General features: G+C 62.8%; 28 protein-coding genes. 3 read left to right on the top strand and 25 right to left on the bottom strand.

Annotation, left to right across the window (positions count from 1 at the left end; translation table 11 throughout):
- Window positions 1–44 precede the first annotated feature (44 nt).
- A complete protein-coding gene (locus tag P8R33_RS08730) occupies window positions 45–2,675 on the top strand; it encodes a coiled-coil domain-containing protein (protein WP_278328588.1) in 2,631 nt (876 codons plus the stop codon).
- On the opposite strand, the gene P8R33_RS08725 is transcribed toward P8R33_RS08730, so the two are convergent.
- From P8R33_RS08725 to P8R33_RS08610, 24 genes are all read right to left on the bottom strand, one after another.
- Entirely contained in the window at window positions 2,676–2,948 is a 273-nt protein-coding gene (locus P8R33_RS08725; protein ID WP_278328587.1) for a DUF1467 family protein, read from the bottom strand.
- Window positions 2,949–2,957: 9 nt separating this feature from the next.
- The gene (locus tag P8R33_RS08720) at window positions 2,958–4,607 is read right to left on the bottom strand and encodes a ribonuclease J (protein ID WP_278328586.1); all 1,650 of its coding nucleotides are present in this window, start codon (window positions 4,605–4,607) and stop codon (window positions 2,958–2,960) included.
- A complete protein-coding gene (locus P8R33_RS08715; protein WP_278328585.1) occupies window positions 4,604–5,377 on the bottom strand; it encodes a type III pantothenate kinase in 774 nt (257 codons plus the stop codon). The genes P8R33_RS08720 and P8R33_RS08715 overlap by 4 nt, the downstream gene beginning before the upstream one ends.
- A gap of 3 nt (window positions 5,378–5,380) precedes the next feature.
- Window positions 5,381–6,103: a biotin--[acetyl-CoA-carboxylase] ligase gene (locus P8R33_RS08710; RefSeq protein WP_278328584.1), complete on the bottom strand. Its 723-nt coding sequence runs from the start codon at window positions 6,101–6,103 to the stop codon at window positions 5,381–5,383.
- The gene (nuoN, locus tag P8R33_RS08705; RefSeq protein ID WP_278328583.1) at window positions 6,100–7,563 is read right to left on the bottom strand and encodes an NADH-quinone oxidoreductase subunit NuoN; all 1,464 of its coding nucleotides are present in this window, start codon (window positions 7,561–7,563) and stop codon (window positions 6,100–6,102) included. The genes P8R33_RS08710 and nuoN overlap by 4 nt, the downstream gene beginning before the upstream one ends.
- Window positions 7,563–9,107 carry an NADH-quinone oxidoreductase subunit M gene (locus P8R33_RS08700; protein ID WP_278328582.1) on the bottom strand — a complete coding sequence of 515 codons (1,545 nt, stop codon included), beginning with the start codon at window positions 9,105–9,107 and terminating at the stop codon, window positions 7,563–7,565. Before P8R33_RS08700 ends, nuoN begins: the two co-directional genes overlap by 1 nt.
- On the bottom strand, window positions 9,107–11,164 hold the full coding sequence (gene nuoL / locus P8R33_RS08695) for an NADH-quinone oxidoreductase subunit L (RefSeq protein WP_278328581.1): 2,058 nt from the start codon (window positions 11,162–11,164) through the stop codon (window positions 9,107–9,109). The genes P8R33_RS08700 and nuoL overlap by 1 nt, the downstream gene beginning before the upstream one ends.
- Window positions 11,165–11,170: 6 nt before the next feature.
- Window positions 11,171–11,476 (bottom strand): NADH-quinone oxidoreductase subunit NuoK, encoded by a 306-nt coding sequence (nuoK, locus tag P8R33_RS08690; protein WP_278322681.1) that lies wholly within the window; start codon window positions 11,474–11,476, stop codon window positions 11,171–11,173.
- Window positions 11,473–12,096 (bottom strand): NADH-quinone oxidoreductase subunit J, encoded by a 624-nt coding sequence (locus P8R33_RS08685; protein ID WP_278328580.1) that lies wholly within the window; start codon window positions 12,094–12,096, stop codon window positions 11,473–11,475. Before P8R33_RS08685 ends, nuoK begins: the two co-directional genes overlap by 4 nt.
- Before the next feature lie 27 nt (window positions 12,097–12,123).
- The gene (gene nuoI / locus P8R33_RS08680; RefSeq protein WP_278328579.1) at window positions 12,124–12,612 is read right to left on the bottom strand and encodes an NADH-quinone oxidoreductase subunit NuoI; all 489 of its coding nucleotides are present in this window, start codon (window positions 12,610–12,612) and stop codon (window positions 12,124–12,126) included.
- Complete coding sequence (gene nuoH / locus P8R33_RS08675; protein WP_278328578.1) at window positions 12,609–13,670, bottom strand: NADH-quinone oxidoreductase subunit NuoH; 1,062 nt, start codon at window positions 13,668–13,670, stop codon at window positions 12,609–12,611. Before nuoH ends, nuoI begins: the two co-directional genes overlap by 4 nt.
- On the bottom strand, window positions 13,667–15,655 hold the full coding sequence (gene nuoG, locus P8R33_RS08670) for an NADH-quinone oxidoreductase subunit NuoG (RefSeq protein WP_278328577.1): 1,989 nt from the start codon (window positions 15,653–15,655) through the stop codon (window positions 13,667–13,669). The genes nuoH and nuoG overlap by 4 nt, the downstream gene beginning before the upstream one ends.
- A gap of 3 nt (window positions 15,656–15,658) precedes the next feature.
- Complete coding sequence (locus tag P8R33_RS08665; protein ID WP_278328576.1) at window positions 15,659–16,345, bottom strand: hypothetical protein; 687 nt, start codon at window positions 16,343–16,345, stop codon at window positions 15,659–15,661.
- Window positions 16,342–17,634, bottom strand: a complete 1,293-nt coding sequence (gene nuoF / locus P8R33_RS08660) for an NADH-quinone oxidoreductase subunit NuoF (RefSeq protein WP_278328575.1) — start codon at window positions 17,632–17,634, stop codon at window positions 16,342–16,344. The genes P8R33_RS08665 and nuoF overlap by 4 nt, the downstream gene beginning before the upstream one ends.
- Entirely contained in the window at window positions 17,634–17,777 is a 144-nt protein-coding gene (locus tag P8R33_RS08655; protein WP_278328574.1) for a hypothetical protein, read from the bottom strand. Before P8R33_RS08655 ends, nuoF begins: the two co-directional genes overlap by 1 nt.
- Complete coding sequence (locus P8R33_RS08650; protein ID WP_278328573.1) at window positions 17,777–17,950, bottom strand: hypothetical protein; 174 nt, start codon at window positions 17,948–17,950, stop codon at window positions 17,777–17,779. The genes P8R33_RS08655 and P8R33_RS08650 overlap by 1 nt, the downstream gene beginning before the upstream one ends.
- Window positions 17,950–18,618, bottom strand: a complete 669-nt coding sequence (gene nuoE, locus P8R33_RS08645; RefSeq protein ID WP_278328572.1) for an NADH-quinone oxidoreductase subunit NuoE — start codon at window positions 18,616–18,618, stop codon at window positions 17,950–17,952. The genes P8R33_RS08650 and nuoE overlap by 1 nt, the downstream gene beginning before the upstream one ends.
- The gene (locus P8R33_RS08640) at window positions 18,611–18,793 is read right to left on the bottom strand and encodes a hypothetical protein (RefSeq protein ID WP_278328571.1); all 183 of its coding nucleotides are present in this window, start codon (window positions 18,791–18,793) and stop codon (window positions 18,611–18,613) included. Before P8R33_RS08640 ends, nuoE begins: the two co-directional genes overlap by 8 nt.
- Complete coding sequence (locus tag P8R33_RS08635; RefSeq protein ID WP_278328570.1) at window positions 18,790–20,001, bottom strand: NADH-quinone oxidoreductase subunit D; 1,212 nt, start codon at window positions 19,999–20,001, stop codon at window positions 18,790–18,792. Before P8R33_RS08635 ends, P8R33_RS08640 begins: the two co-directional genes overlap by 4 nt.
- Window positions 19,998–20,537 (bottom strand): hypothetical protein, encoded by a 540-nt coding sequence (locus tag P8R33_RS08630; RefSeq protein WP_278328569.1) that lies wholly within the window; start codon window positions 20,535–20,537, stop codon window positions 19,998–20,000. The genes P8R33_RS08635 and P8R33_RS08630 overlap by 4 nt, the downstream gene beginning before the upstream one ends.
- Window positions 20,537–21,427, bottom strand: coding sequence for an NADH-quinone oxidoreductase subunit C (locus tag P8R33_RS08625; RefSeq protein ID WP_278328568.1), 891 nt, complete (start codon window positions 21,425–21,427; stop codon window positions 20,537–20,539). Before P8R33_RS08625 ends, P8R33_RS08630 begins: the two co-directional genes overlap by 1 nt.
- A gap of 10 nt (window positions 21,428–21,437) precedes the next feature.
- Window positions 21,438–21,983 (bottom strand): NuoB/complex I 20 kDa subunit family protein, encoded by a 546-nt coding sequence (locus tag P8R33_RS08620; protein WP_278328827.1) that lies wholly within the window; start codon window positions 21,981–21,983, stop codon window positions 21,438–21,440.
- A gap of 68 nt (window positions 21,984–22,051) precedes the next feature.
- On the bottom strand, window positions 22,052–22,426 hold the full coding sequence (gene ndhC / locus P8R33_RS08615; protein ID WP_278328567.1) for an NADH-quinone oxidoreductase subunit A: 375 nt from the start codon (window positions 22,424–22,426) through the stop codon (window positions 22,052–22,054).
- Window positions 22,427–22,589: 163 nt separating this feature from the next.
- The gene (locus P8R33_RS08610; protein ID WP_278328826.1) at window positions 22,590–24,077 is read right to left on the bottom strand and encodes a coniferyl aldehyde dehydrogenase; all 1,488 of its coding nucleotides are present in this window, start codon (window positions 24,075–24,077) and stop codon (window positions 22,590–22,592) included.
- Window positions 24,078–24,127: 50 nt separating this feature from the next.
- Here P8R33_RS08610 and P8R33_RS08605 point away from each other — a divergent pair, with 50 nt between their 5' ends.
- Together P8R33_RS08605 and P8R33_RS08600 are read left to right on the top strand one after the other, a co-directional pair.
- Window positions 24,128–25,324, top strand: a complete 1,197-nt coding sequence (locus tag P8R33_RS08605) for a thiolase family protein (protein WP_278328566.1) — start codon at window positions 24,128–24,130, stop codon at window positions 25,322–25,324.
- Window positions 25,325–25,382: 58 nt separating this feature from the next.
- On the top strand, window positions 25,383–25,814 hold the full coding sequence (locus P8R33_RS08600; protein ID WP_278328565.1) for a hypothetical protein: 432 nt from the start codon (window positions 25,383–25,385) through the stop codon (window positions 25,812–25,814).
- Window positions 25,815–25,867: 53 nt separating this feature from the next.
- On the opposite strand, the gene P8R33_RS08595 is transcribed toward P8R33_RS08600, so the two are convergent.
- Entirely contained in the window at window positions 25,868–26,335 is a 468-nt protein-coding gene (locus P8R33_RS08595) for an SH3 domain-containing protein (RefSeq protein ID WP_278328564.1), read from the bottom strand.
- Between the last annotated feature and the right edge of the window lie 17 nt (window positions 26,336–26,352).

The following is a 26,352-nucleotide window of genomic DNA, read 5'->3' as shown; positions in this document are numbered from 1 at the left end:
CATAATCGAAACGTGGTAGATTCTGCCCTATGAGGAAGCGCTCCATGATCAAGGCTGTCTCCGACGAGACATCGGTCGATGAAATTGAAATCGAGGGTTCCCAGAAGCCTGTCGATGAAAGCTCAGACGAATTCGAGGAATCCTACGATGCGAATGTGGAAGAGTACGAGGAATTTGTCGCCGAAGACGATGACCCCTCACTTCGTCGCCAGTGGGTCGCGCCGACTATTGCCCTGACTGTTATCGTCGCATGGACCGCCTTCTTCGTGTGGGCGAACCGGAGCGAAATGCTCGTAGGCGGCACGGCGCAGCAATGGACCAGCTGGATTACCAGCTGGGCGATCCCTGTCCTTCTCGTGGTGAGCTTGTGGATGCTGGCGGTCCGCAATTCCCGGCGGGAGGCGCGCAGGTTCGGCGAAGTTGCACGGTCGCTGTCGGAAGAATCGGCGCGTCTCGAAGCCAAGCTGGCCGTGGTGAACCGAGAACTCAGCCTCGCGCGCGAATTTCTCGGCTCGCAGACACGCGATCTCGAATATCTCGGCCGGTCGGCAAGCGAGCGGATTTCAGAACATGCCGACCGCCTTCAAGGCCTCATCCACGACAATGGCGAGCAGGTGGATGCGATCGCCCGCGTCAGCGACACGGCACTCGAGAACATGGACAAACTTCGGGACAACCTTCCGGTGATCACCAATTCGGCCAAGGATGTGTCCAACCAAATCGGCGGAGCCGGGCGGACGGCGAAATCCCAGCTGGACGAGCTGGTTGCTGGCTTTCGCCGACTCAACGAATTCGGTACCGCGAGCGAGCGGCAAGTCGCTTCTCTGCGAGAGCGCGTCGACGAAGCGCTTGTGGCATTCGAAGCGCAGACCGAGCAGCTCGGCACCATCGCAGAGCAGCGTTTCGCAATTCTCCGCGAGGAGAGCGAGGCTTTTCGGGGCGAACTGGACGGGCGCGAAGTCGATGCCCTCGCCGCCATGCGCGGTCGGGCCGAAACCCTGCGCGCAGAACTTGCCGAGACCGGGCAGCAGACGTCGGCGGAGCATGAGGCTGCCGTGGCGCATTTGCGGGTCCAGCTCGACAGCCTGCGCGATGAAGCCGCGACGATCGCTGCCGAGGTGCGCCAAGGCGAAGCAACGGCCTTGGCAAGCTGGGGCAACCAGATCGACGCCATGCGCGAACGGCTCGAGCGGACCGTTGAAGAGATAAAGGCGATCGACCAATCAGCGCTCGACTCCGCGAATGAGAAGCTGAAGGCCCTGTTTGCCGAAGCCGAAGCCGTCGACGCTCGCATCACCGAACGCAACCGGCTGTTCGACGATCAAACCGCACGGCGGCAGGCAAATTTCGACGCAGCCGAAGAAGCGGCTCTGGCAACCATGCACGAGCGGCTCGAAGCGCTCGACGACGCGCTGGCCACCAAGCGCGCCGCTCAGCTCGAGCAGGCCGACACGCTAGCTCGCGAGGGCGATACGCTGGCGGAGAAGATCGGCCGTCTCGGAGAAGTGTTCGATGCCGTCCACCGGCAGGGCCAGGAAGCCAGCGGCAGCGTTGCCGAGGGCGTCGATGCGCTCAACGCGAAGCTTGTGGAAAGCCGCGAAGCGCTCGACGGTACGGATATGGCCGTGGCCGCACTTACGGATGCGAGCGTACGCCTGCTCGAACTCATTCAGGCGAGCGCCCATCAGAGCCGCAACGACCTGCCCAATGCGATGACGGCGAGCGAAGAGCGCCTCGCGGCCATCGAGGCCCGCGCCCGCGAAGTCCACTCGCTGCTCGACCAGGCCCGGCAGGCCGGCGAGCAGGCCAGCACAAGCATGGATACCGCCGGTAACCAAGCGCGCGGCGCCATGGAAGAGATCGACCGCTTCCAGGCCGATTTCGGGGAGACCACCGCAGCCCAAGTCGGCAGCATCGAACGACTCCGCGCCAGCGTGGCCGCGCTCGGCTCGGAAAACGAGGCCGTGGCAACGAAAGCGCAGGAAGAACTGCGCGAGGCGATCAAGGCGCTTCAGACCAGCGCGCGCTCCGCCCTTGCAGCGATCGAAAGCGAGCAGGCCGACCGGATCGACCAGATTGCGGCGAAAGTCGGCGAGAAGAGCGCCGAATCGATCGAAAGGGCGCTCGCCGATCACACCGACGAAGCGCTGGCGAAGCTGGAAGAGGCGACGACACGATCTTCCGAGGCGGGACGGGAAGTTACGCGGCAGCTGCGCGACCAGCTCGCGAAAGTGAACGAACTGACCGGCAATCTGGAGAGCCGCATCGCCCATGCCCGCGAACGCGCGACCGAGGACGTCGACAACGACTTCTCCCGCCGCGTCGCGCTGATTACCGAAAGCCTGAATTCCAACGCAATCGACATTGCCAAGGCTCTATCGACCGAGGTGACCGACACATCGTGGGCCAGCTATTTGCGCGGCGACCGGGGCATATTTACCCGCCGCGCCGTGCGTCTGCTGGACAACACCGAAGCGCGGGAGATCGCCGAACTCTACGATGCGGACCACGATTTCCGCGAGCATGTGAGCCGCTACATTCACGATTTCGAGGCGATGCTGCGGACGATGCTCAGCACCCGTGACGGGCACGCCGTCAGCGTCACCTTGCTGTCGAGTGATATGGGCAAGCTCTACGTGGTGCTGGCGCAGGCACTCGAACGCCTGAGGCAGTAGTCAACCGGCGGACGGCCCCCAGAAAATCAGGTCTTCGGGCCCGATCCAGCCATTGATGTAATTCGCGACGTAAAGCGTCGTCAGGATGGCAGCGAGCACGACTGCGCGGACCATGAGTCGCCCCGGACGGAATTCGACCGGAGCACTGTCTGCCTGCCCCGGTATCTTTTCGATGCCAGCCTCGTCATGCGTGCGGACGCCGAAAGGCAGCAGCACGAAGGCGCTAAACACCAGGAAGAGGAAATAGATCGCGAGGATGCTGGTCCACTGCATCTGATCAGTTCACAGGTTCGGCAGAATGACGCGCACTTGCGGGCGCTTGCCCGACCAGCGCTGTGCGGCACGCCGGGCCGCGAGCCGAGCCGCTTCGTGCACCAGCGCCGGGTCCTTGCGCGCATTACCCTTCAGCTTGCCGATTGCCGCCACGATGTCGGCCTGAGCTTCCTCCACGAAATCGGGATAGTCCTCGTCCAGCGGCAGGCCGAGGCTGTCGAGCCGGGGATTGAGGTCGCCGTCGAGCGCGACGATTACCACGCCCTCGCGCATAAGCCGGCGGCGCATGGTGATCGCCTCGCCATCCGCGGGCGCGATGATGTCGCCATCGAGTACGAGCCGCCCTGCCCTCACTTCGGCGATCTTACCCGGAGCGCCGGGCGCGAGGCGGACGATATCGCCGTTTTGCTGCACGACGTTCGAAGGAATCGCGTTTGCCGCGCCGAGCCGCGCCTGCTCCTGCATATGCCGCATCTCGCCGTGAACCGGCACGAGGACGTCCGGGCGGATCCAGCCATACAGCGCCTCGAGCTCGGGGCGGCCGGGATGGCCGGACACGTGAATCATGCTCTGCCGGTCGGTCACCATGGTGATGCCGCGCGCGGCCAGCTTATTCTGCACCGCGCCGATGCTGATCTCGTTGCCCGGAATCTGGCGGCTCGAGAACAGCACCACGTCACCGCGCACGAGTTCGAGCGGGTGGTTTTCGTCGGCGATCCGGGCCAGCGCCGCGCGCGGTTCGCCTTGCCCTCCGGTTGCGAGGATCAGCAAATCACCGCGCGGCAGGCCCATCGCCGTGTCGAAATCGACCGGATCGGGGAAATCGGTGAGATAGCCATTCGCCTGGGACACCTCGATGATCCGGTCGAGCGAGCGCCCGGCCACGCAGACCTGCCGGTCCGTTTCGCGCGCGACATCGCCGAGGGTCTGGAGCCGGGCGACATTGCTGGCGAAGGTCGTCACCAGCACGCGCTTGCCGTTGTGGCGCTGGACTTCTTCGAGGAGACCTTTGTAGACCGCTCCTTCGGACCCGCTCGGCGCGGGATTGAAGACATTGGTGCTGTCGCACACCAGCGCCAGCACGCCCTCGTTGCCGATTTCGGTCAGCTCTTCCTCGGTGGTCGGCTGGCCGATGATCGGATCCTCGTCCAGCTTCCAGTCGCCGGTGTGAAAAATGCGGCCGTGCGGGGTCTCGATCAACAGCGCGTTGCCCTCCGCGATCGAATGGGCGAGCGGAATGTAGGTGACCTCGAAAGGCCCGACGGTAAAACTGCCGTGATCGTCCTCGATGATGTTGAGTTCAATCTCGTTCTCGATGCCCGCTTCCTGCAGCTTGCGTCGCACCAGTTCCGCCGTGAAAGGAGTCGCATAAATCGGCACGCCGAGATCGGCAGCGAAGTATGGGACTGCGCCGATGTGGTCCTCATGCGCATGGGTGATCACGATGGCTTCGAGTTGCTCCACGCGATCCTCGATGAATTCGAGATCGGCGAATACGAGATCGACACCGGGATACTGGTCGCCCGAAAAGGTCATGCCCAGATCGACCATCAGCCAGCGACCCTGACAGCCATAGAGATTGACGTTCATGCCGATCTCGCCCGACCCGCCGAGGGCGAGGAAGAGGAGTTCGTCTTCAGGAGTAAAGTCTTTTTTCACGCAGCACGCTCCGCCAGCAGGGCCAGCCCTTCCAGGGTGAGGTCCGCATCGACCACGTCGAACAGGTCGGTATGCTCGTCGAACAGGATGGCGAGCCCGCCGGTGGCGACCACCTTGGCCGGACGCCCGACTTCCTTCTTCATGCGCGAGATCAATCCTTCGATAAGCGAGACGTAGCCCCAGAACACGCCGATCAGCATCTGGTCCTCGGTGTTGCGACCGATGACGCTATCGCTCTTCGGCTTCTCGATCGCGATGCGCGGCAGTTTGGCCGTGTTGCCGACCAACGCATCGAGCGACAGGTTGATGCCGGGCGCGATGATCCCGCCCTTGTAGGCGCCGGTGAAATCGACCGCATCGAAGGTGGTTGCGGTGCCGAAATCTATCACGATCAGGTCACCTTCGTATTTCTCATGCGCTGCCAGCGTGTTGAGCGCGCGGTCGGCGCCGAGCGAACTCGGCTGCTCGATATCCAGCTCGAAGCCCCAGTCGGCGTCGCCCTGTCCTGCGACAAGGGGCGTGATGCCGAGATATTTCTCCGACAGGACGGTGAGGTTGTGGATCGCCCGGGGCACGACCGATCCGATTATAACCTGCTCGATATCGCTCTTGTCGAAGCCCTGAAGCTTAGCGAGCTGGAGCAGCCAGACGGCGTATTCGTCGCCGGTGCGCCGCGGATCGGTGGCAATGCGCCAGCGCGCCTTGATCGTTCGCCCGTCGAAAAGGGCGAAGACCACATTGGTGTTACCGACATCGGCAGCGAGCAGCATGGCTCATCCCTCCTGTTTGGCGAGCATCACGTCGCCAGCATGGATGACACGCCGCGCGCCATCCGCCAAGCGCAGCGAAAGCGCGCCCTCGGCTGTCAATCCAGCGAATTCCGCCGTGATCGGTTCCTCGCGGGGTGGGTGGACGGTGAGCTGGGTGCCGACAGGATGGGCAGCTTCTTGCCAGCGTCGCACGAGTGGTTCGAGGCCATATGTCCGCCAGCGCTCGAGCTCGCGATCGAACGACGCAGCGAGCGCCTGGGCGAAATGGTCGCGATCGGGCGCCGGGCCGAGCGCGCTCAGGGCAACCGTCTCGCGATCCGGGAGATCGGGCGCAGCGGCGAGATTCACCCCGACGCCCACTACGATGGCTTCTCCCTCCCTCTCCAACAAGATTCCGGCGAGCTTGGCAGAGCCGAGCATGAGGTCGTTGGGCCACTTGAGCATCGGGACTTGCGGCGGCGACAACAGAAGAGCGACCGCCTCGTAGAGGGCAAGTCCGGTCATCAGGGCTAGACTGGCGGGTTGCGGATCGCGGGGGTGCGGACGCACGATCGTCGAGCCCATGAAGTTGCCCGATCCGTCGAACCACGTCCGGCCCTGGCGACCGCGTCCGGCGACCTGCCGGTCGGCGACGAGCCAGTGCCCTTCGTGCACTGCCTCCCCGCGGCGAAGCTGCTCCGCCAGATCGCTATTGGTCGAGCCTGTTTCGGCGACGACGCGGATCACATCGCGGCGGCAAAGCTCGCCGCAGCAGCCGCACTCCATTCGCCGAGCGGGATGGTCAGGAAATAGCCGAGCGGCGAGATAATCGCGACGCTGAGGCCCAGAACGATCCAGTGGCCGATCGGGCTTTCGGTTTCCACTTCGCGCGTGGCATCGTCGAAGAACATCACCTTGACGAACTTGATGTAGTAGAACGCGCCGATGACGCTGGCGGCGATGCCGATCGCGGCCAGTGCAACCAGATCGGCCTGCACGGCTGCCTGGAAGACCACGAACTTCCCCCAGAAGCCGAACAGCGGCGGTATGCCCGCGAGGCTGAACATGAGCGCCAGCAGGCACCACGCGAGCGCGGGCCGATTGGTGGAGAGCCCGGCGATGTCGTCGAAGGTTTCGAGATTCTGCCCCATCGGATCGCGGAGCATCAGCAGCGCGGTGAAGCTGCCGACCGTCATCGCGACGTAGATCGCCAGATAGGTCATGACGCCGGCCACGCCAGCGGGTGTCGCCGCAGCGAGACCGATGAGGATGAAACCGACATTGTTGATCGAGGAGTACGCGAGCAGACGCTTCAGGTTCTGCTGTCCGATTGCGCCCAGCGCGCCGACTACGATGGACGCGAGCGCGGCAAAGATGACGATCTGACGCCACGCGTCCACTTCGCCTGCGAACGGTTCCATCGCCATGCGGACGAGCATGGCCATGGCCGCCACCTTGGGCGCGGTCGCGAAGAAGGCAGTGACCGGCGTCGGCGCGCCTTCATAGACGTCTGGCGTCCACATGTGGAACGGCACGGCGCTGACCTTGAAGGCAAGTCCTGCAAGCACGAAGACGACGCCGAACAATGCGCCGGTCGAAAACTCGATAGCGAAAGCAGCACGAATACCTTCGTAATTGGTGCTACCGGTGAAGCCGTAGACGAGGCTGACGCCGTACAGGATGATGCCCGATGCGAGCGCGCCGAGGACAAAATATTTGAGCCCCGCTTCCGCCGAGCGCGTGTCGTTACGCAGGAAGCTGGCAAGCACATAGCTGGCAAGGCTCGACATCTCGAGGCCGATGTAAAGCGTCATCAGATCGGTGGCGGAAACCATCATGCCCATGCCGACGGCATTGAACAGCATCAGCACCGGATATTCCGGGCGATAAGCCCCGCGCTGGTCGAAGAAGCGCGGCGTAACCATCAGGACAGCAATCGTCGCGAGATAGATGAGGATCTTCGCGAAGCTACCGAACGTGTCGGCGCGGTAGAGATCGCCAAAGGCGCGGCCGGCTGTCTCCCTAACGGCAAGGTCGAACAGGTGTCCGCTGAAAAGCGTTGCACCAACCAGCGCCGATACGGCGAGGATCGTGACCAGGCGTGCCGAGCGCGGACCGCCCCAGGCCGATACGAGCAGCAGCACGAGGCCGACGATCGAAAGCCCGACCTCGGCGCCGGTGAAATAGAGGGAACTGGCGAGGTTCATCAGTGCGCTCCCTCCGCATCATGTGCGGCTGCGACAAAATTGGCGTTGCGCTCCATCGGCTCGCCGACGCGGAGTTGGCTGTCGCCCTCCGGCGCAGCGCGCGCCATGCGGACCTCGAGTGCGGCGATGTCCTGACGCATCGGGGCGAGAAAACTTTCCGGATAGACGCCCATCCACAACGTCGCCGCTGCAATGGGTGCGAGCATCAGCCACTCGCGTGCGTTGAGATCGGGCATGCGTGCCGCATCGGCATTGCGCTGCTCTCCGAACGCCACGCGGCGGTATAGGTAGAGCATGTAAGCAGCACCGAGGATGATGCCTGTGGTGCAGACCAGCGTGACCAAGGTCGAGACTTTGTAGAGGCCGGCCAGCGCCAGGAACTCGCCGACAAAGTTGCTGGTCCCCGGCAGGCCGATGCTGGCCATCGTGAACAGCAGGAAGAACAATGCATATTTCGGCATGTTGATGCTGAGCCCGCCATAGCGGTCGATCTCGCGCGTATGCAGCCGGTCGTAGATCACGCCGACGCACAGGAACAGCGCGCCGGATACGAGGCCGTGGCCAAGCATGACCATCATCGCGCCCTCGATACCCTGCACGTTGAAGGCAAACAGGCCCGCCGTAACGATCGCCATGTGCGCGACCGAGGAATAGGCGATCAGCTTTTTCATGTCGTGCTGCACCAGCGCGACGAGCGAGGTGTAGATCACCGCGACCATCGACAGTGCGAAGACCAGCCATGCGAACTGGGCGCTCGCTTCGGGGAACATCGGCAGGCTGAAGCGGATGAAGCCATACCCACCGAGCTTCAGCAACACGCCTGCCAGGATCACGGACCCTGCGGTCGGCGCCTGGACGTGCGCGTCGGGCAGCCAGGTATGGACCGGCCACATCGGCATCTTCACCGCAAAGCTCGCGAAGAAGGCCAGCCACAGCCAGGTCTGCGCCTGCGGGCTGAAGTCGTAATTGAGCAGCGTCGGGATGTCGGTAGTGCCCGCTTCGTTCACCATCCACATCATCGCGATCAGCATCAGCACCGAGCCGAGCAGCGTGTAGAGGAAGAACTTGTAGCTCGCGTAAATGCGGTTGTCCCCGCCCCACACGCCGATGATGAGGTACATCGGGATGAGGCCGGCTTCGAAGAAGATATAGAACAGAAACATGTCCTGCGCGGCGAACACGCCGATCATCAGCACTTCCATCAGCAGGAAGGCCGCCATGTATTCGCCCACGCGCTTGGTGATCGCGTCCCAACTGGCGAGGATGCAGATCGGCATGAGGAAGACGCTGAGCATGATGAGCATGAGGGCGATGCCGTCGATCCCCAGCGCGTAGCTGAAGCCGGCGAAAATTTCCGCGCGCTCCACGAACTGCCACTGCGCGCCGCCGATATCGAAATTGAGCCATAGCAGCACGCCGAGCGCGAGGTCGAACAGTGTTGCGAACAGCGCCACCATGCGGGCGCTGTGCGCACCGAGGAACAGACAGGCGATGGCGGCGACGAGCGGCACCGCGAGCATCAGCGAGAGGATGGGGAATTCCATCAGAACAGCACCCAGGTGACAGCGGCGACGAGCCCGAGGAGCATCACCAGCGCATAGCTATAGAGATATCCGGTCTGGAACTTCTTCGCGCCGACCGAGCCTTTCTCGACCACCCAGGCCACGCCATTGGGGCCGAAGCGGTCGATAGTGCCGATATCGCCGAGTTTCCAGAACTGGCGTCCGAGCCAGAAGGCAGGGACGATGAAGAGGTAGTGGTAGAGCTCGTCGAAATACCACTTGTTGTAGAAGAACCGGTAGATCGGGCCGAGCTGTTCGGCACCCTTGGCCGGGATCGTCGTGTCCTTGATATAGGCCAGCCAAGCGACGGCGAGGCCGATCAGCATGACGAAGGTCGCCGTCAGCTTCACCCAGTAAGGCACATTGTGCAGCGCGTGGATCAGGTTCTCGTTGAAGTAGATCGAGCCGTCCCAGAAGTCCGCGCCGTCGATGAAGGCGTCCTTGAACACGAAGCCGGCAAACACTGCACCGATCGAGAGGATGCCGAGCGGGATCAGCATGCTGAGCGGGCTCTCATGCGGGTGGTAGCCGCCCGTTCCCGCGTCGTAGTTTGGCGAGGGCACGGCGTGCGTCACATTGTGGCCGGCATCTTCCTGCGCGGCGGGATTGTGATCTTCCGGCTCGTCATGGCCGTGGTGGACGGCATGCTGGATATGCTCGCTATCGGCCCAGCGCGGCTTGCCCCAGAAGGTCAGGAACATCAGGCGCCAGCTGTAGAAGCTGGTCAGAAGGGCCGCGATGGCGCCCATCCAGAAGGCGAACATGCTCATTTCCGTACCGCGGGCGAAGGCGGCTTCAAGAATGGCGTCCTTGGAATAGAACCCGGCGAACCCGAACACGTAGAGCACGCCGACACCGGTGATTGCGAGCGTACCCGCCATCATGGCCCAGAAGGTCAGCGGGATTTCCTTACGCAGCGCGCCATAATAGCGCATGTCCTGCTCGTGATGCATCGCATGGATGACCGAGCCTGCGCCGAGGAAGAGTAGTGCCTTGAAGAAGGCGTGCGTGAACAGGTGGAACATCGCGGCGCCATAGGCGCCCACGCCAGCAGCGAAGAACATGTAGCCGAGCTGCGAGCAGGTCGAATAGGCGATCACGCGCTTGATGTCCCACTGCGTCGTGCCGACGGTGGCGGCGAAGATGCAGGTGGCGGCGCCGATGAAGGTCACCATGCCAAGCGCGACGGGCGCGGTCTCGAACATGGGCGACAGGCGGCAGACCATGAACACCCCCGCGGTCACCATGGTGGCGGCGTGGATCAGCGCGGAAACCGGCGTCGGGCCTTCCATCGCATCTGGCAGCCAGGTGTGCAGGCCGAGCTGTGCCGACTTGCCCATCGCGCCGATGAACAGGAGGATGCAGAGCACGTCCATCGTCGCCACGCGGTAGCCGAGGAAGCCGATCGTCGCGCCGCTCATCGAAGGTGCAGCCTCGAGGATCTCGGGGATCGAGACCGTGCCGAACACCAAGAAAGTGCCGAAAATGCCGAGCATGAAGCCGAGGTCGCCGACGCGGTTGACGACGAAAGCCTTGATCGCGGCGGCGTTGGCGCTGGGCTTCTTGAACCAGAAGCCGATGAGCAGGTAGCTGGCGAGGCCCACCCCTTCCCATCCGAAGAACATCTGGACGAGGTTGTCGGCCGTCACCAGCATCAGCATGGCGAAGGTGAACAGCGAGAGGTAGGCGAAGAACCGCGGCTGGTCCGGGTCTTCTTCCATATAGCCCCAGCTATAGAGGTGGACGAGCGCCGATACGGTGGTGATGACCACCAGCATTACCGCGGTCAGCGTATCGACGCGCAGGGCCCAGTCGAAGGCGAGATCGCCTGATTGCATCCATTGCAGCACCGGCACGACGGTGGCCGTGCTGTCGCCCAGCCAGAAGCCGATGAAAACCGGCCAGCTGAGCGCGCAACTGATGAACAGCGCACCGGTCGTGATCGACTTGGTAACAACGCTCGGCGCAGACTTGTTGATGAAGCCGCCGACGATCGCTGCCAGCAGGGGCAGGAAGACGATGAACAGGATGGGATGCACCGGTGCTTACCCCTTCAACCGGTCGACGTCGTCGACGGCGATCGTGCCGCGACCACGGAAGTAGATGACGAGGATGGCGAGCCCGATGGCCGCCTCGCCCGCCGCGACGGTCAGGACGAACATGGCGAACACCTGCCCGACCAGATCGCCGAGGAAGGCGGAAAAGGCGACGAGGTTGATGTTCACCGCGAGCAGGATGAGCTCGATCGCCATCAGGATGACGATGATGTTCTTCCGGTTGAGGAAGATGCCCAGCACGCCCAGCACGAACAGGATCGCGCTGACAACAATGTAATGTTCGATGCCGATCACAACTCGACCCCCTTGCCGATGCCCGGCTGCTTCATCACAGTCGCCTCTTCCGGGCGGCGGCGGTTCTGCTTGGCAATATCCTGCTGGCCGCGCGCATCCGCCGGCCCCTTGCGATGGGTCAGGACGATCGCGCCGACCATGGCCACCAGCAGGATGATGCCGGCCGCTTCGAACAGGAAAATGTAGTCGCGGTAAAGCAGCGCGCCGATGCTCTCGATGTTCGAGCGGTCGAGCAGCGGGGCCGACGTACCGTCCGGCGTGCCCAGCTCGATCGCGCCGACGCGATAGGCGCCGATGCCCAGTACCAGCTCCGCCAGCAATATGGCCGCGATGGCGATACCGAGCGGGAAATTCTTGATGAAGCCTGCGCGCAGTTCCGCAAAGTCGATGTCCAACATCATGACGACGAACAGGAACAGCACCGCGACCGCGCCCACATAGACGATGACCAGCAGCATCGCGATGAACTCCGCGCCCACCAGCACCATCAGCCCCGCCGCATTGAAGAAGGCGAGGATCAGCCAGAGGACCGAATGCACCGGGTTGCGCGACATGATGACCATGACGGCGCTGGCGATCACCAGGACGGCGAACAGGTAAAAGGCGATGGTCTGAATCATGAGCCCCGTTTCTCGTTGGCGCGGCGGTTAGCGATAGGGCGCGTCGGCTTCAAGGTTTGCGGCAATCGCCCGCTCCCACTTGTCACCATTCGCGAGCAGCTTGGCCTTGTCGTAAAGCAACTCCTCGCGGGTTTCCGTCGCATATTCGAAGTTCGGGCCCTCGACCACGGCATCCACCGGGCAGGCTTCCTGGCAGAAGCCGCAATAGATGCACTTCGTCATGTCGATGTCGTAGCGCGTGGTGCGGCGGCTGCCGTCCTCGCGGGGCTCGCTCTCGATCGTGATCGCCTGCGCCGGGCAGATCGCTTCGCACAGCTTGCAGGCGATGCAGCGCTCTTCCCCGTTGGGATAGCGGCGCAGCGCGTGTTCGCCGCGGAAACGCGGGCTGATCGGGTTCTTCTCGAACGGGTAGTTGATCGTCACCTTGGGCTTGAAGAAATATTTCAGCGTGAGGGCGTGCGCCTTCACGATTTCCCACAGGGTGAACGACTTTACGAGATGCGCGATCGTGCTCATGCCGCGCCTCCGAAGTGACCGGTTGCCATCAGATAGCCCGAAATTACGACGATGAAGAACAGGCTGAGCGGGAGGAAGACCTTCCAGCCAAGCCGCATCAGCTGGTCGTAACGATAGCGCGGAACGGTCGCCATGACCCAGCTGAACATGAAGAAGAAGAAGAACGTCTTGAGCAGGAACCAGATGATCCCCGGAATGTCGAACCACGGGATCAGGTCGATATTCAAAGGCGGCAGCCATCCGCCGAAGAACAGCAGCGTGTTCAGCGAGCACATCAACAGGATGTTCGCATATTCGCCCAGCCAGAAGAGCGCGAAGCTCATCGACGAATATTCGGTCTGGTACCCGGCGACGAGTTCGCTTTCGGCCTCGGTCAGGTCGAACGGCACACGCTGCGTTTCCGCCAGGCAGGAGATGAAGAACATCACCCAGATCGGGAAAATCAGCGGATGGACGACATAGGCGTTGATCAGGCCGAGCCCGAAAGCCTCCTGCCCCAGCACGATACCCGTCAGGTTGAAGGTTCCGGCGAACAGCACGATGCAGACCAGGATGAAGCCGATCGAGACTTCGTAGGAGATCATCTGTGCCGCGGCGCGCATGGCCGAGAAGAACGGATATTTGGAGTTACTCGCCCAACCGCTCATCACGACGCCGTAAACGGATAAGGAACTGATCGCGAGGATGTAGAGCAAGCCGACATTGATGTTGGCGAGCACCACGCCTGCGTCGAACGGAATCACCGCCCAGGCCGCCAACGCGACGGTAAAGGTCACGATCGGCGCGAGGATAAAGATGCCCTTGTTTGCCGCGCTCGGAATGATGGTTTCCTGCAGGAAGACCTTCAGCCCGTCGGCAAAGCTTTGCAGCAGGCCGAAGGGGCCGACCACATTGGGTCCGCGGCGCAAGTTGATCGCCGCCCAGACCTTGCGGTCGACGTAGATGATCATGGCGACTGCCAGCATGAGTGGAAGCGCGATCAGAAGGACACCGGCGATCGTCGCGGTGAACCACGCGAATTCGTAATTCATGCCGAGGGATTGGAAGAATTCGGTCATTCCGCGGCCTCCGCCAAATCTTCGCCGTGGAGCAATTCCGCCGAGCAGCGCTGCATCACCTCGCTGGCGCGGGCGATCGGGTTGGTGAGGTAAAAATCCTTGATGGGATAAGCACTGATCGTCCCTTCCGCCTTCACCTTGGCATCCGCCTTGGGCAGCGCGCCGTAATTGGCGAGGCCTTCTTCGCCCAGCGCGGGCACTTCTGCGATCATCGCAGCCTGCAGTTCGGCAAAACTGTCGAAGCCTACCTCCACCTTCAATGCATCGGCCAGCGCCCGCAGGATCGTCCAGTCTTCGCGCGCGTCGCCCGGGGCGAAGACGGCCTTCTCGGCAAATTGCACGCGGCCCTCGGTGTTGACGTAGGTCCCGTCCTTCTCGGCATAGCTTGCCGCGGGCAAAATCACGTCCGCCGCATGCGCGCCCTTGTCGCCGTGATGGCCGATATAGACCTTGAGAGCATCGGCAAACGGCTCGAAATTCATCTCGTCCGCACCGAGGCTCAGGACGACCTTGGGCTTGGCCTTCACGATATCCGCCATGCCGCCGGACTGCGCGAAGCCGAGCATCAGCCCGCCCATGCGCGCGGCGCTGAAATGAAGGACATTGAACGCCGCGCCGAACTTCTCGGCCAGCGCCAGCGCCTTGCCATGCGCGCCCTTCAGGCCCGCGCCGCCGACGATAATCGCAGGGCTTTCGGCATTCTTAAGCGCATCGCCGAGCACCTTGGGCAGCTTGTTAAGTACGGCAAGATCCTCGCCGAGGAATTCGGCAGGATAGGTCGTATCCCACCAGGGGCCGACCACGAATACTTTCGCGCCGCGCTTCACCGCCTTGCGGATACGGACATTCACCAGCGGCGCTTCCCAGCGGACGTGGCTGCCGACAATCAGGATCGCGTCGGCGTTTTCGATCCCGGCGAAGGTCGAGTTGAAATTGACCGCCGCGAGGTTCGAGGTGTCGTAATCCATCCCCGTCTGGCGGCCCTCGACCAGCGTCGAACCGCAGGCCTTCAGCAGCGCCTTGGCCGCGAACATGGTTTCGCAGTCGAGCATATCGCCCGCGATGGCCGCGATGTTCTTGCCCGGCTTGACCTTGGCGATCGCCGTGAAGGCCTCGTCCCAGGTCGCCGCCTGCAGCTTGCCACCTTTGCGGATATAAGGCTTGTCGAGACGGCGGCGCATCAGGCCATCGACCTGGTAGCGGGCCTTGTCCGAAATCCACTCCTCGTTGACATCGTCGTTTACGCGAGGGAGCGCGCGCATGACTTCGCGGCCCCTACTGTCGAGGCGGATATTGGAGCCGACTGCGTCGGACACGTCGATGCTGAGCGTTTTCTTCAACTCCCACGGCCGCGCCTCAAAGGCGTACGGCCGGCTGGTGAGCGCCCCGACCGGGCACAGGTCGATCACATTGGCCGACAGCTCGTGCTCGGCCGCCTGCTCAAGATAGGTGGTGATCTGCATGTCCTCACCGCGATAGAGCGCGCCGATTTCGTCCACTCCGGCAATCTCTTCGGAGAAGCGAACGCAGCGGGTACAGTGTATGCAGCGGGTCATGACCGTCTTGATCAGCGGGCCCATGTACTTCTCGGTCACCGCGCGCTTGTTCTCGTGGTAGCGCGTAGCGCCGCGACCATAGGTCATCGACTGGTCCTGCAGGTCGCATTCGCCGCCCTGGTCGCAGATCGGACAGTCGAGCGGGTGATTGATGAGCAGGAACTCCATCACCCCTTCGCGCGCGGTCTTGACCATTTCGGTGTCGGTGCGGATTTCCTGGCCGTCGGTAGCGGGGAGCGCACAGCTCGCCTGCGGCTTGGGCGGGCCGGGCTTCACTTCGACCAGACACATGCGGCAGTTGCCGGCAATGCTCAGCCGCTCATGATAACAGAAGCGCGGGATTTCCTTCCCCGCAAGCTCGCACGCCTGCAGGACGGTAGCGCCGTCCGGAACTTCGAGTTCCTGTCCGTCTACGGTGACTTTAGGCATAATTCAGCTCTCGGAATCCAAGCGGCGAAGGCGATGATAGACGGGCTCATTCAGGGCGATCCGCAGCGCTTCGTGCGAAAGTTCTAGGTCCTGACCGGCGGCGACGCACGGTGACAGGGATGGCATCAGGGCACCGATCGCTTCGGCCTCTTCGCCACTCCCCGGTTCGGTCCGCAGATAATCGACCGTCGCTTTCGGATCTTGCAGGAAAACGCAATCACCGAATTCCATGAAGACCATGGAATAGGCATCGGCCTTTTCGTTTTCGGGAAGAGCTTGAAGCGACATGAGATAAAACGGTTCTTGCGCAGTTGCGGCGGTAGGATCGAAGTCCCTGGACAAATAAGGCTTGACCATTTCGCGGGCGAGCGCGCGGCGGAAGGGTTGCGGTGTGAAGGTCATCTCCACACTACCGACCGCCTTTTGCGTATTGTCCATGCACAGGCCAAGATCACCCTCGTTCCGCCGCAGAAGGCGAAATTCCGCTTCCGTGCCGGGAACCGTTTCGAGGAATTTGCGAGCATACGCCGGCCCCCGCTTTGCGATGCAGGATGTCGTAATCCGCATCAGCTCCTCGGCGTCGGCATGGCGAATATTGCCGCCAATACGGGTTCCGGTCCATTGCGCTGACACACCGGACGTCGACAGGACCATCACGCACGCCGCCAGAAGAAATTGACGGCTCTTCATTCCGCAGCCTCCGCGAATTTTGCATTATGCTCTTCGATCCGGCGTTCGAGCTCGGGGCGGAAGTGGCGGATAAGGCCCTGGATCGGCCAAGCCGCCGCATCGCCTAGCGCGCAGATCGTGTGGCCTTCGACCTGCTTGGTGACCTGCTGCAGCATGTCGATTTCCTCGATGGCAGCGTCGCCGGTACGCAGGCGTTCCATCATGCGCCACATCCAGCCCGTGCCTTCGCGGCAGGGGGTGCACTGGCCGCAGCTCTCGTGCTTGTAGAAATAGCTGATGCGGCTGATCGCGCGGACGATGTCGGTGGACTTGTCCATCACGATGATCCCGGCCGTGCCGAGGCCCGAGCCGAGTTCCTTCAGCCCGTCGAAATCCATGATTGCCTGGCGCATCTGGTCGCCGGGGATCAGCGGAACGGAGGAGCCGCCGGGAATGACAGCCAGCAGATTGTCCCATCCGCCGACGATGCCGCCGCAATGGGTGTCGATGAGCTCCTCGAAAGTGATGCTCATCGCCTCTTCCACGACGCAGGGCTTGTTCACATGGCCACTGATCTGGAAGAGCTTGGTGCCCTTGTTGTTCTCGCGCCCGAAACTGCTGAACCAGCTCGCGCCGCGGCGCAGGATCGTCGGGACGACGGCGATCGATTCGACGTTGTTGACCGTGGTCGGGCAGCCGTAGAGGCCCGCGCCTGCCGGGAACGGCGGTTTGAGGCGTGGCTGGCCCTTCTTGCCTTCGAGGCTTTCGATCATCGCGGTTTCTTCACCGCAGATATAAGCGCCTGCGCCGCGATGCAGGAAAACATCGAAGTCGTAGCCCGATTTGCTGGCGTTCTTGCCGATCAGGCCGGCATCATAGGCCTCGTCGATCGCCGCCTGCAGGGTTTCGGCCTCGCGGATATACTCGCCGCGGATGTAGATGTAGGCCGCGCGCGCCCGCATGGCGTAACCGGCAACCAGCGCGCCTTCGATCAGCTTATGCGGATCGTGGCGGATGATCTCGCGGTCCTTGCACGAGCCGGGCTCGGATTCGTCGGCGTTGATGACGAGGAAGCTCGGACGCCCGTCCTTCGATTCCTTCGGCATGAAGGACCATTTAAGGCCGGTCGGGAAGCCCGCCCCGCCCCGCCCGCGCAGGCCGGACGCTTTCATTTCCTCGATGATGTTGTCATGCCCGCGCGCGATCAGCGACTTGGTATCATCCCAGTCGCCGCGCTGCTGCGCTGCCTTCAAGCCCCAGTCCTGGAAACCGTAGACATTGGTGAAGATGCGGTCCTTATCGGCAAGCATCAAGCGAACCCTCCGAACACGAATATGGCAACCGCGATCAGGATTGCCGCGAGCACGACCGTCTTGACGACGCCCTTGAACACCTTCCACGCGATGACGATCAGGATCAGCGCGACGATGATCGAGATGATATTGCTGTCCATCAGTGATCCTCCGGTCCGCCTTTGGCACGGCCCTGCCCTGCACCGATTGCGAGAAAGACGACACCGAGCGCCAGGAAAGTCGCACCCATGGAGCCGCGTTCAGCGAGAAAATATGCAATCGCTGCGGCGATGAACAACAGCGCGGCCGCGATCATGAAAAGCGTTTTGCTCATCACCATTCGCTCCGGTAATCGTGATTGGCATCGACCATTTCGGGGAGCGAGCTGAGCGCATTGGCAGGCTCGCTGGTGTGGCGGCCGGGCTCCTGCGTACCGGTTTTGGGTTGCTCGCCCGCGGCCAGTGCGTCGAGGATAGCATCGAGCCGCTCGGGCGTGAGGTCTTCGTAATTGTCGTCGTTGATCTGCACCATCGGCGCAGTGGCGCAATTGCCCATGCATTCGACTTCGGTCAGCGTCCAGAGGCCGTCTTCAGACACGTGACCCTTGCTCATGCCGCGCTTCTTGCAGGCTTCGATCAGCCCGTCCGAGCCGCGCAGCATGCAGGGCGTCGTGCCGCAGACCTGGACGTGATACTTACCGACCGGCTTCATGTTGTACATGAAGTAGAAGGTCGCAACCTCGAGCACGCGGATCACCGGCATGTCGAGGTAATCGGCGACATATTCGATCACCGGCAGCGGCAACCAGCCCTGCGTGTTCGTTTCCTCGCCGACCTGGCGCTGGGCAAGGTCGAGCAGCGGCATTACCGCCGAGCGCTGACGCCCCTCGGGATAGCGGGCGATCGCCTTGTCCGCCTTGGCGCGGTAGGCCTCGGTGAACTCGAAGCCACCCCAGCGCTCACGCAGCTCGGGAGTATCGGGTGCGGGGGAACGGTCAGCCATGGGTCAACCTGTGCTGGAGATATCGACCGAGATAGAGGCCGACGACGGCAGCGAAGGCCGTCGAAAGGATTTCCTTGAGCGAACTCTCGCCATAGAAGGCGAGCAGATAGGCCGCCACCGCAGAAGCGAAGGCCGCGAAAGCCGCGATGAAGATGAAGATTTCGCGCGCGATCACCGGTCACACTCCCCGAACACGACGTCGATGGCGCCGAGGATGGCGGTGGCGTCGGGCAGCATGTGGCCGCGGCTCATGAAGTCCATCGCCTGCAAATGCGAGAACGCGGTCGGGCGGATCTTGCAGCGATAAGGTTTGTTCGAACCGTCGCTGACGAGGTAGACGCCGAATTCACCCTTGGGGCTTTCAGTCGCGACATAGACTTCGCCTGCGGGGACATGGAAGCCCTCGGTATAGAGCTTGAAGTGGTGGATCAGCGCTTCCATCGACTGCTTCATCTCGGCGCGCTTGGGCGGGGCGACCTTGCGGTCGTCGCTGGCGACTGGGCCGGACGGCATGTCGCGCAGGCACTGCTTCATGATCTTCGCGCTCTCGTAAACTTCCTTCACGCGGACCACGAAGCGGTCGTAGCAGTCCGAATTGGTGCCGACGGGAATGTCGAACTCCATCCGCTCGTACACGTCGTAAGGTTGCGACTTGCGCAGGTCCCAAGGGATGCCGGCAGCGCGGATCATCGGGCCGGAGAAGCCCCAGGCCACCGCGTCGTCCTTGCTGACCACGGCAATATCGACATTGCGCTGCTTGAAGATGCGGTTGTCGAGCACGAGGCTCATCGCATCGCCGAACAGTTCCGGCAGGCGCGTGTCGATCCACTCGCCGATATCGACCAGCAGCTTTTCCGGCACATCCTGGTGGACGCCGCCCGGACGGAACCAGGCCGCGTGCATGCGCGCGCCCGAAGCCCGCTCGAAGAAATTCATGCAGTCTTCGCGCAGTTCGAACACCCACAGGTTGGGCGTCATCGCGCCGACGTCCATCACATGCGCCCCGATGTTGAGCATGTGGTTGCAGATGCGCGTTAGCTCGGCGAAGAGCACGCGCAGGTACTGCGCCCGCTCAGGCACTTCGACATTGAGCAGCTTCTCGATCGCGAGGACGTAGCTGTATTCCTGCGCCAGCGGGCTGCAGTAATCGAGCCGGTCGAAATAGGGCAGCGCCTGCAGATAGGTCTTGTTTTCGATCAACTTCTCGGTGCCGCGGTGCAGCAGGCCGACATGCGGATCGATCCGTTCGATGATCTCGCCGTCGAGCTCCATCACCATGCGCAGCACGCCGTGCGCCGCGGGGTGCTGGGGCCCGAAGTTGATCGTGTAGTTCGTGATGACTTCGTCGCCGGTAGTGGGCGACTCTTCGAGCTGCATACTCATGCGCAAATCCAGTTGCCGGAGTAACTCTGCGACTTGCCCGCGGCATCGGTCACGGTGACGTTCGCCGGACGGGTCTGGCCCTCCCCGGCAGCGGGTGCGACCGAGACGGTGAAGCCCTCGCCTTCGAAATTCGTGCCGGACTTGACGGCATCGAGCCCGCCGGTGGCCGCATCGGTCATGACGAGCGTGTCACCAACGCGGACCACGGCCTTCCCGGGCAGCGACTTGTCGCGCATGCCGGCTGCGATGATCATTTCCTGCTCACCGACCATGAAGGTACACCCACCCTCGCGCGGGCCGAGATTGACCCCGCCGACATCGCCGAGCTGCTGGAGCGTGGTGACGTCCGCCTGCGCAGGCGGCGCTTCCACGGCAACATTCGGTGCGTTCGGATCGGGTTGCGACGGGTCGAGCGCCGCGCCCTCGCCCGAACCACCGATGCGGCTGGCGAAATCGTCGGCGCTTTCCTGCTCGGCAGGCTCTTGCGAGGAGCAGGCGGCCAGAGCGAGGATAGCAAGGGGAAGAAACGCGCGCATCACTTGCCGTCCTTCTTCTTGGCCGCAGGCTTGCGCTTGGCAGGAGCCTTTTTCTTCTTCGTTTCGGTCGCCTTTGCGGTATCGGTGGTCTTGCCCTTGCGCTTGGGTCGTGCCGCGCGGTCTTCGGTCGGCTCGGGCGGGTCGATGGCCTCGCCTCCGTCCTTTTCTGCCGGAGCACCCGCGCTCACCTTGTCTGCTGCGTGCTTGTCGGTCTTGGCACCCGCGCCTGTGTCCGACGGCTTTTCCGTGACCTTGGGATCGTCGACCGGCGGCGTGTCCGCCTTCTCGTCTCCCGGCAGGACATAGTCCGCGCCTTCCCACGGCGACATGAAGTCGAACTGGCGCAAATCCTGCGCAAGCTCGACCGGCTCGTAGACCACGCGCTTCTCGTCTTCGGAATAACGCAGCTCGGTATAGCCGGTCAGCGGGAAATCCTTGCGGAAAGGATGCCCTTCGAAGCCGTAATCGGTGAGGATGCGGCGCAGGTCGGTATTCCCGGCGAAGAGCACGCCATACATGTCGAACACCTCGCGCTCGAGCCAGCCAGCATTGGGCCACAGCGTGGTGACCGTCGGCACGGGCGTATCCTCGCTCGCTCGGCACTTCACCATGATCCGGCTGTTGGTGGTGAGCGAGAGCAGCATGTAGACGATCTCGAACCGCTCGGCCCGCGAGGGATAATCGGCTCCGGCGATCTCCATCAGCTGCTGATAGGCGTGATCGTCACGCAGAATGCGAAGCACATCCTCGATACTGTCGCGCTTTACGTGCAGCAGCAACTCGCCATGTTCTTCGTGCGCGTCGACCAGATGGTCGCCCAGCGCGGTCGAAAGCGTGCCTTTCAGCCCGTCGATCAGCGTGAAGCGGGGCGCGGAATGTAGCGTTGTCATATCCTCGCCCCTACCTCTGGATCGTGCCCGAGCGGCGGATCTTGCGCTGCAGCTGCATCACGCCATAGAGCAGCGCCTCGGCCGTCGGCGGGCACCCGGGAACGTAGATGTCGACCGGCACGATGCGATCGCAGCCGCGCACCACCGAATAGCTGTAATGATAATACCCGCCGCCATTGGCGCAGCTGCCCATGCTAATCACGTATTTCGGATCGGACATCTGGTCGTAGACCTTGCGCAGCGCCGGAGCCATCTTGTTGCACAGCGTGCCGGCGACGATCATCACGTCCGACTGGCGCGGCGAGGCGCGCGGAGCGACGCCGAAACGCTCCATGTCGTAGCGCGGCATGTTCACATGGATCATCTCGACCGCGCAGCAGGCGAGGCCGAAGGTCATCCACCACAGGCTGCCGGTGCGCGCCCAGTGGAACAGGTCCTCGGTGCTGGTGACGAGGAAACCCTTGTCGTTCACCTCGGTCTGCAGCGCGTTGAAATAGTCCGCATCGGGCTGGCGCACTTCGCCGCCCTTGGCGGTCGGCAGTGCGCTGTCGCGCATGCGCTGGCCGTCGAGCGCGGGGTTCAGCGAGGCGGTGCCGACGAGGGCGGGATCGGTGTTCGGGTTGCTCATTGCCAGTCCAGCGCCCCCATCTTCCATTCATAGGCGAGACCGATGGCGAGGATACCGAGGAAGATCATCATCCCGGCCCAGCCCATCCAGCCGGTCACGTCGAGGCTCACCGCCCAGGGGAACAGGAACGAGGCTTCGAGATCGAACAGCAGGAAGCTGATCGCCACGAGGTAGAATTTCACGTCGAACTGGCTGCGCGGGTCTTCGAAGGCGGGAAAGCCGCACTCGTATTCGCTCAGCTTCTCGGCATCGGGGTTATGCGCACCGGTGAGGCGCGAGACACCCATCGGCAGGAACACGAAGGCTGCCGAAAGGATGACCGCGATGAACAGGAAGATGAGGATTGGCAGATATTGTTCGAGGTCGACCACGTAGAGTTCCTTGCCGCGGAGGTGATTCCGCTTGGGTACGGTTCGCGCACGCCTCTAGGCCCCTCGGCGGGCAGGTGCAAGGGTGCGGCACGCGCAAATCCCGCACAAGCGATTGCGCGAACCGGGACCGGATGCTCCAGCCCCGACCGCGCATCCGGCGAGCCTATTTCAAGGCGGACTTGATAGCCTTGTCGGTCGCAGCACCATAGGGAGGCTTGAGACCGCCGAGCTTGGCGATGTCGATCTTGGGCTGGCTGTAGACACTGCGTGCATGGCTGAATTCGCGGAAGCCCTCGACCCCGTGATAGCTGCCCATGCCGGAAGGCCCGGTGCCGCCGAACGGCAGATCGTCCATCGACACATGGAAAATCACGTCGTTCACCGTCACGCCGCCGCTGATGGTCTTGGTCAGCACCTTCTCGCGTTCGTCGCTGCTCTCACCGAAATAATAGAGGCCGAGCGGGCGATCGTTCTCGTTCACGTAATCGATCGCTTCCTCGACGCGGCTGTAGGTCTTCACCGGGAGGACCGGCCCGAAGATCTCCTCCTGCATCGCCTTCATGTCGTCGGTGACGTTCTTGAGGATGGTCAACGGCATCTTGCGCTGGTTTGCATTGCCGAAGTCCTCGTTGCCCGGGTTGACCTCGATCACCTCGGCCCCCTTGTCCTTCGCATCGGCTACCAGGCCCTTGAGGCGCTCGAAGTGATGGTCGCTGACGATGCTGGCGTAGTCCTCGTTCTCCAGCATGGTCGGATACATGTTCGCGGTGCCCTGCCAGACGCCATGGATCGCTTCGTCCTGCTTGCTTTCCGGCACGTAGAGATAGTCCGGCGCGAGGCAGATCTGGCCCGCATTGAGCATCTTGCCGAGCGCAATACGCTCGCCCGCCTTGGCGAAGTCGGCACTCTCGCCGAGGAAGACCGGGCTCTTGCCCCCGAGTTCCAACGTGACGGGGACGAGGTTCTTCGCCGCAGCTTCCATGACCTTGCGACCGGTGGCGGTGGAGCCGGTGAACACGAGATGATCGAAGGGCAGTTCGGAAAACGCCGCTGCGACTTCGGGCCCGCCGGTGAAGACCGCGCACTCGTCTGCAGTGAAATATTCCTCGACCAGTTCCTGTGTCAGCAGGCTGGTCTTCTCGGTAAATTCGCTCGGCTTAATCATCGCGCGATTGCCTGCCGCGAAGACCTGCATCAGCGGACCGAAGCTGAGATTGACCGGGAAATTCCACGGGCTGAGGATGCCGATGACGCCCTTCGGCTCGTAACGGACTTCCGCCTTCGCGCCCATCAGGCCGAGCGGGAACTGGACGTGCCGCTTATCGGGCCGCGCCCATTTATCCATGTTCTTGAGGCAGTATTTGCCGAAGTTCATAGTGCCGACGATGTCGGTCATCATCGATTGCTGGGGCGATCGGTTACCGAAATCGGCGCTCATCACCTTGCACAGATCGTCGGCATGGGTTTTCAGCAGATTGATGGCACGCTCGATGCGATCCTTGCGCAGAGCCATCGGTTCGGGCCGGGTCTGTGTGTGTGCCGCGCGCTGTTTGCGCAGTACGTCTTCCATCTCGCTCTTCCGGTCGTCCGCCATCGCTCTCTCCATTTGATCTTGCTGCGGCGCAGCACTAGGTAGAAGCCAACCTCCAATTAGGTCGCCATTGGCAACCGATATCACAGAACCAGAGGACCAGCACAAGCATGACCCAGTTCAGCGCAGCCGACCCCGTCGTCATCCTGTCTTACGCACGTACTCCGATGGGAGGCATGCAGGGCGCCCTTGCCGATGTATCGGCGACCGATCTTGGTGCGACCGCGGTCAAGGCTGCTGTCGAGCGCTCTGGCGTTCCGGTCGACAAGTTCGACCGCACCTACATGGGCTGCGTCCTGCCTGCAGGTCTCGGCCAGGCCCCTGCCCGCCAGGCCTCGATCAAGGCCGGCCTGCCGAAATCGGTGCAGGCGACCACGGTCAACAAGGTCTGCGGCAGCGGCATGCAGACGGTTATCATGGGCGCAGAAGCGCTCGCCACGGGCGATGTGAACTACATCGTCGCAGGAGGCATGGAGAGCATGACCAATGCGCCCTATCTGCTCAAGAAGCACCGCAGCGGCGCGCGACTGGGCCATGACACGACCTACGATCATATGTTCCTCGACGGGCTCGAAGATGCCTATGAGGAAGGCCGCGCCATGGGCACCTTCGCGCAAGATACAGCGAACGACTACCAGCTTACCCGCGAGCAGATGGACGAATATTCCATCGAGTCCTTGCGCCGCGCCAATGCCGCGATCGAAAGCGGTGCCTTTGCCGACGAGGTCGTGCCGGTCAGCTTCTCGACCCGCCGCGGCGATGTCACGGTCGAGCACGACGAGCAGCCCGGCAAGGGCAAGCCCGACAAGATCCCGACTCTTCGCCCAGCCTTCGCCAAGGACGGCACGATTACCGCAGCGACGTCCTCCTCCATCTCCGATGGCGCGGCCGCAGTGGTGCTGACGCGCGAAAGCGTCGCCAGGGAAAACGGGCAGGAGCCGGTCGCGAAGATCGTCGCCATGGCCGCCCATGCGCAGGAGCCGAGCGAGTTTACCGTCGCCCCGGTGGGTGCCATCAACAAGGTCCTAGAAAAGGCCGGCTGGTCAGCGGACGAGGTCGATTTGTGGGAAGTCAACGAGGCGTTCGCCTGCGTCGCCATGTTCGCCATGCGCGACATCGGTATTCAGCATGACAAGATCAACGTGAACGGCGGCGGCACTGCCCTCGGACATCCCATCGGTGCCAGCGGCACGCGGATCATCGTGACGCTCCTCAATGCGCTCAAGCAGCAGGGCAAGAAGCGCGGCATCGCCTCGCTCTGCATCGGTGGCGGCGAAGCCACGGCAGTCGCAGTCGAACTGGTCTGACGTTTTCTGCGGCACCTCCCCCGGGCCTGCGCGTTGGTGCGGCGAAAGGGGAAGTGCCATGAAGAACATGTTTTTCGTCGCTGCCGCAACGGTAGCGCTCACCGCCTGCGGATCCAACGAGGAACCCGCTCCCGAACCGCTGGACACGGCGACACCGGCCGACACGACGCTCGGCAGCACGGCTACCGGCGACATGACCGGAACCTACGAGGTTCAAATGGCCGACGGCAGCGTAACCCTGCAGCAGATCAACGCCGATGGCACCTATGTCGATACGATGCCGGACGGTACTGAAATCGAACGCGGCACCTGGCGCCAGGAAGGCTCGCAGATGTGCTTCGATCCCGAAGGCACCGAGCCCGAGGAATGCTACGCCGGCGGCGCGCCGGGCTCGGATGGCAGCTTCCAGATGCGCGATGCGGATGGGAACACGACCGCGACGGTACGCAAGGTCGATGGCGATGGAGTCGCTGCCGAAACGACCATGTAAAAGGTCAGACCAGAAAACGGAGAAGGCGGCTCGTACGGGCCGCCTTTTTCATGTCATGGTGTCCCTGCGCCCCAGAGCCTGTCCTGTGCAATCCAGCCTCGCCGGTTCGCGATAGTCACTTCGCACCAACCATCTTCGCAGTCGCCCAGAGCCGCGACGACGCCCGGCTCGACCCGCCACTTGAGCCCAGCATCTGCCGCCGGACCGGCACGCATATCGGCCGGCCCCTCGCCGATGACGATCGCGCCGTGATCCGGGCTCAGCAGGCGAGCCACTACCCAGCCCTTGTCGCCCGCAGGATCCTCGATCAGCCGCCAGCCTTCCATGACGCGCACCACTTTCACGGGCAGGCCGGGCCGGCGATAGACCCAGTCGATTTTGTAATCGGCACTCGGCCCGACTCGCATGTTGAGCTCGCTCGCGCGGATGGTCGCCCAATAGGGCACCTCACGCTCCTGCGCGGCTGCCGATGCGGGCAGACCGACGAAGCAAACGAGGGCGATGAGAAGGCGCGCGACCATGGCGAAACCCTTACATG

The organism is Qipengyuania flavescens (assembly GCF_029688735.1).
Taxonomy (GTDB): domain Bacteria; phylum Pseudomonadota; class Alphaproteobacteria; order Sphingomonadales; family Sphingomonadaceae; genus Qipengyuania.
Note: the sequence above shows the minus strand (reverse complement) of the source record. Positions and strands in the feature narration are given on the sequence as shown.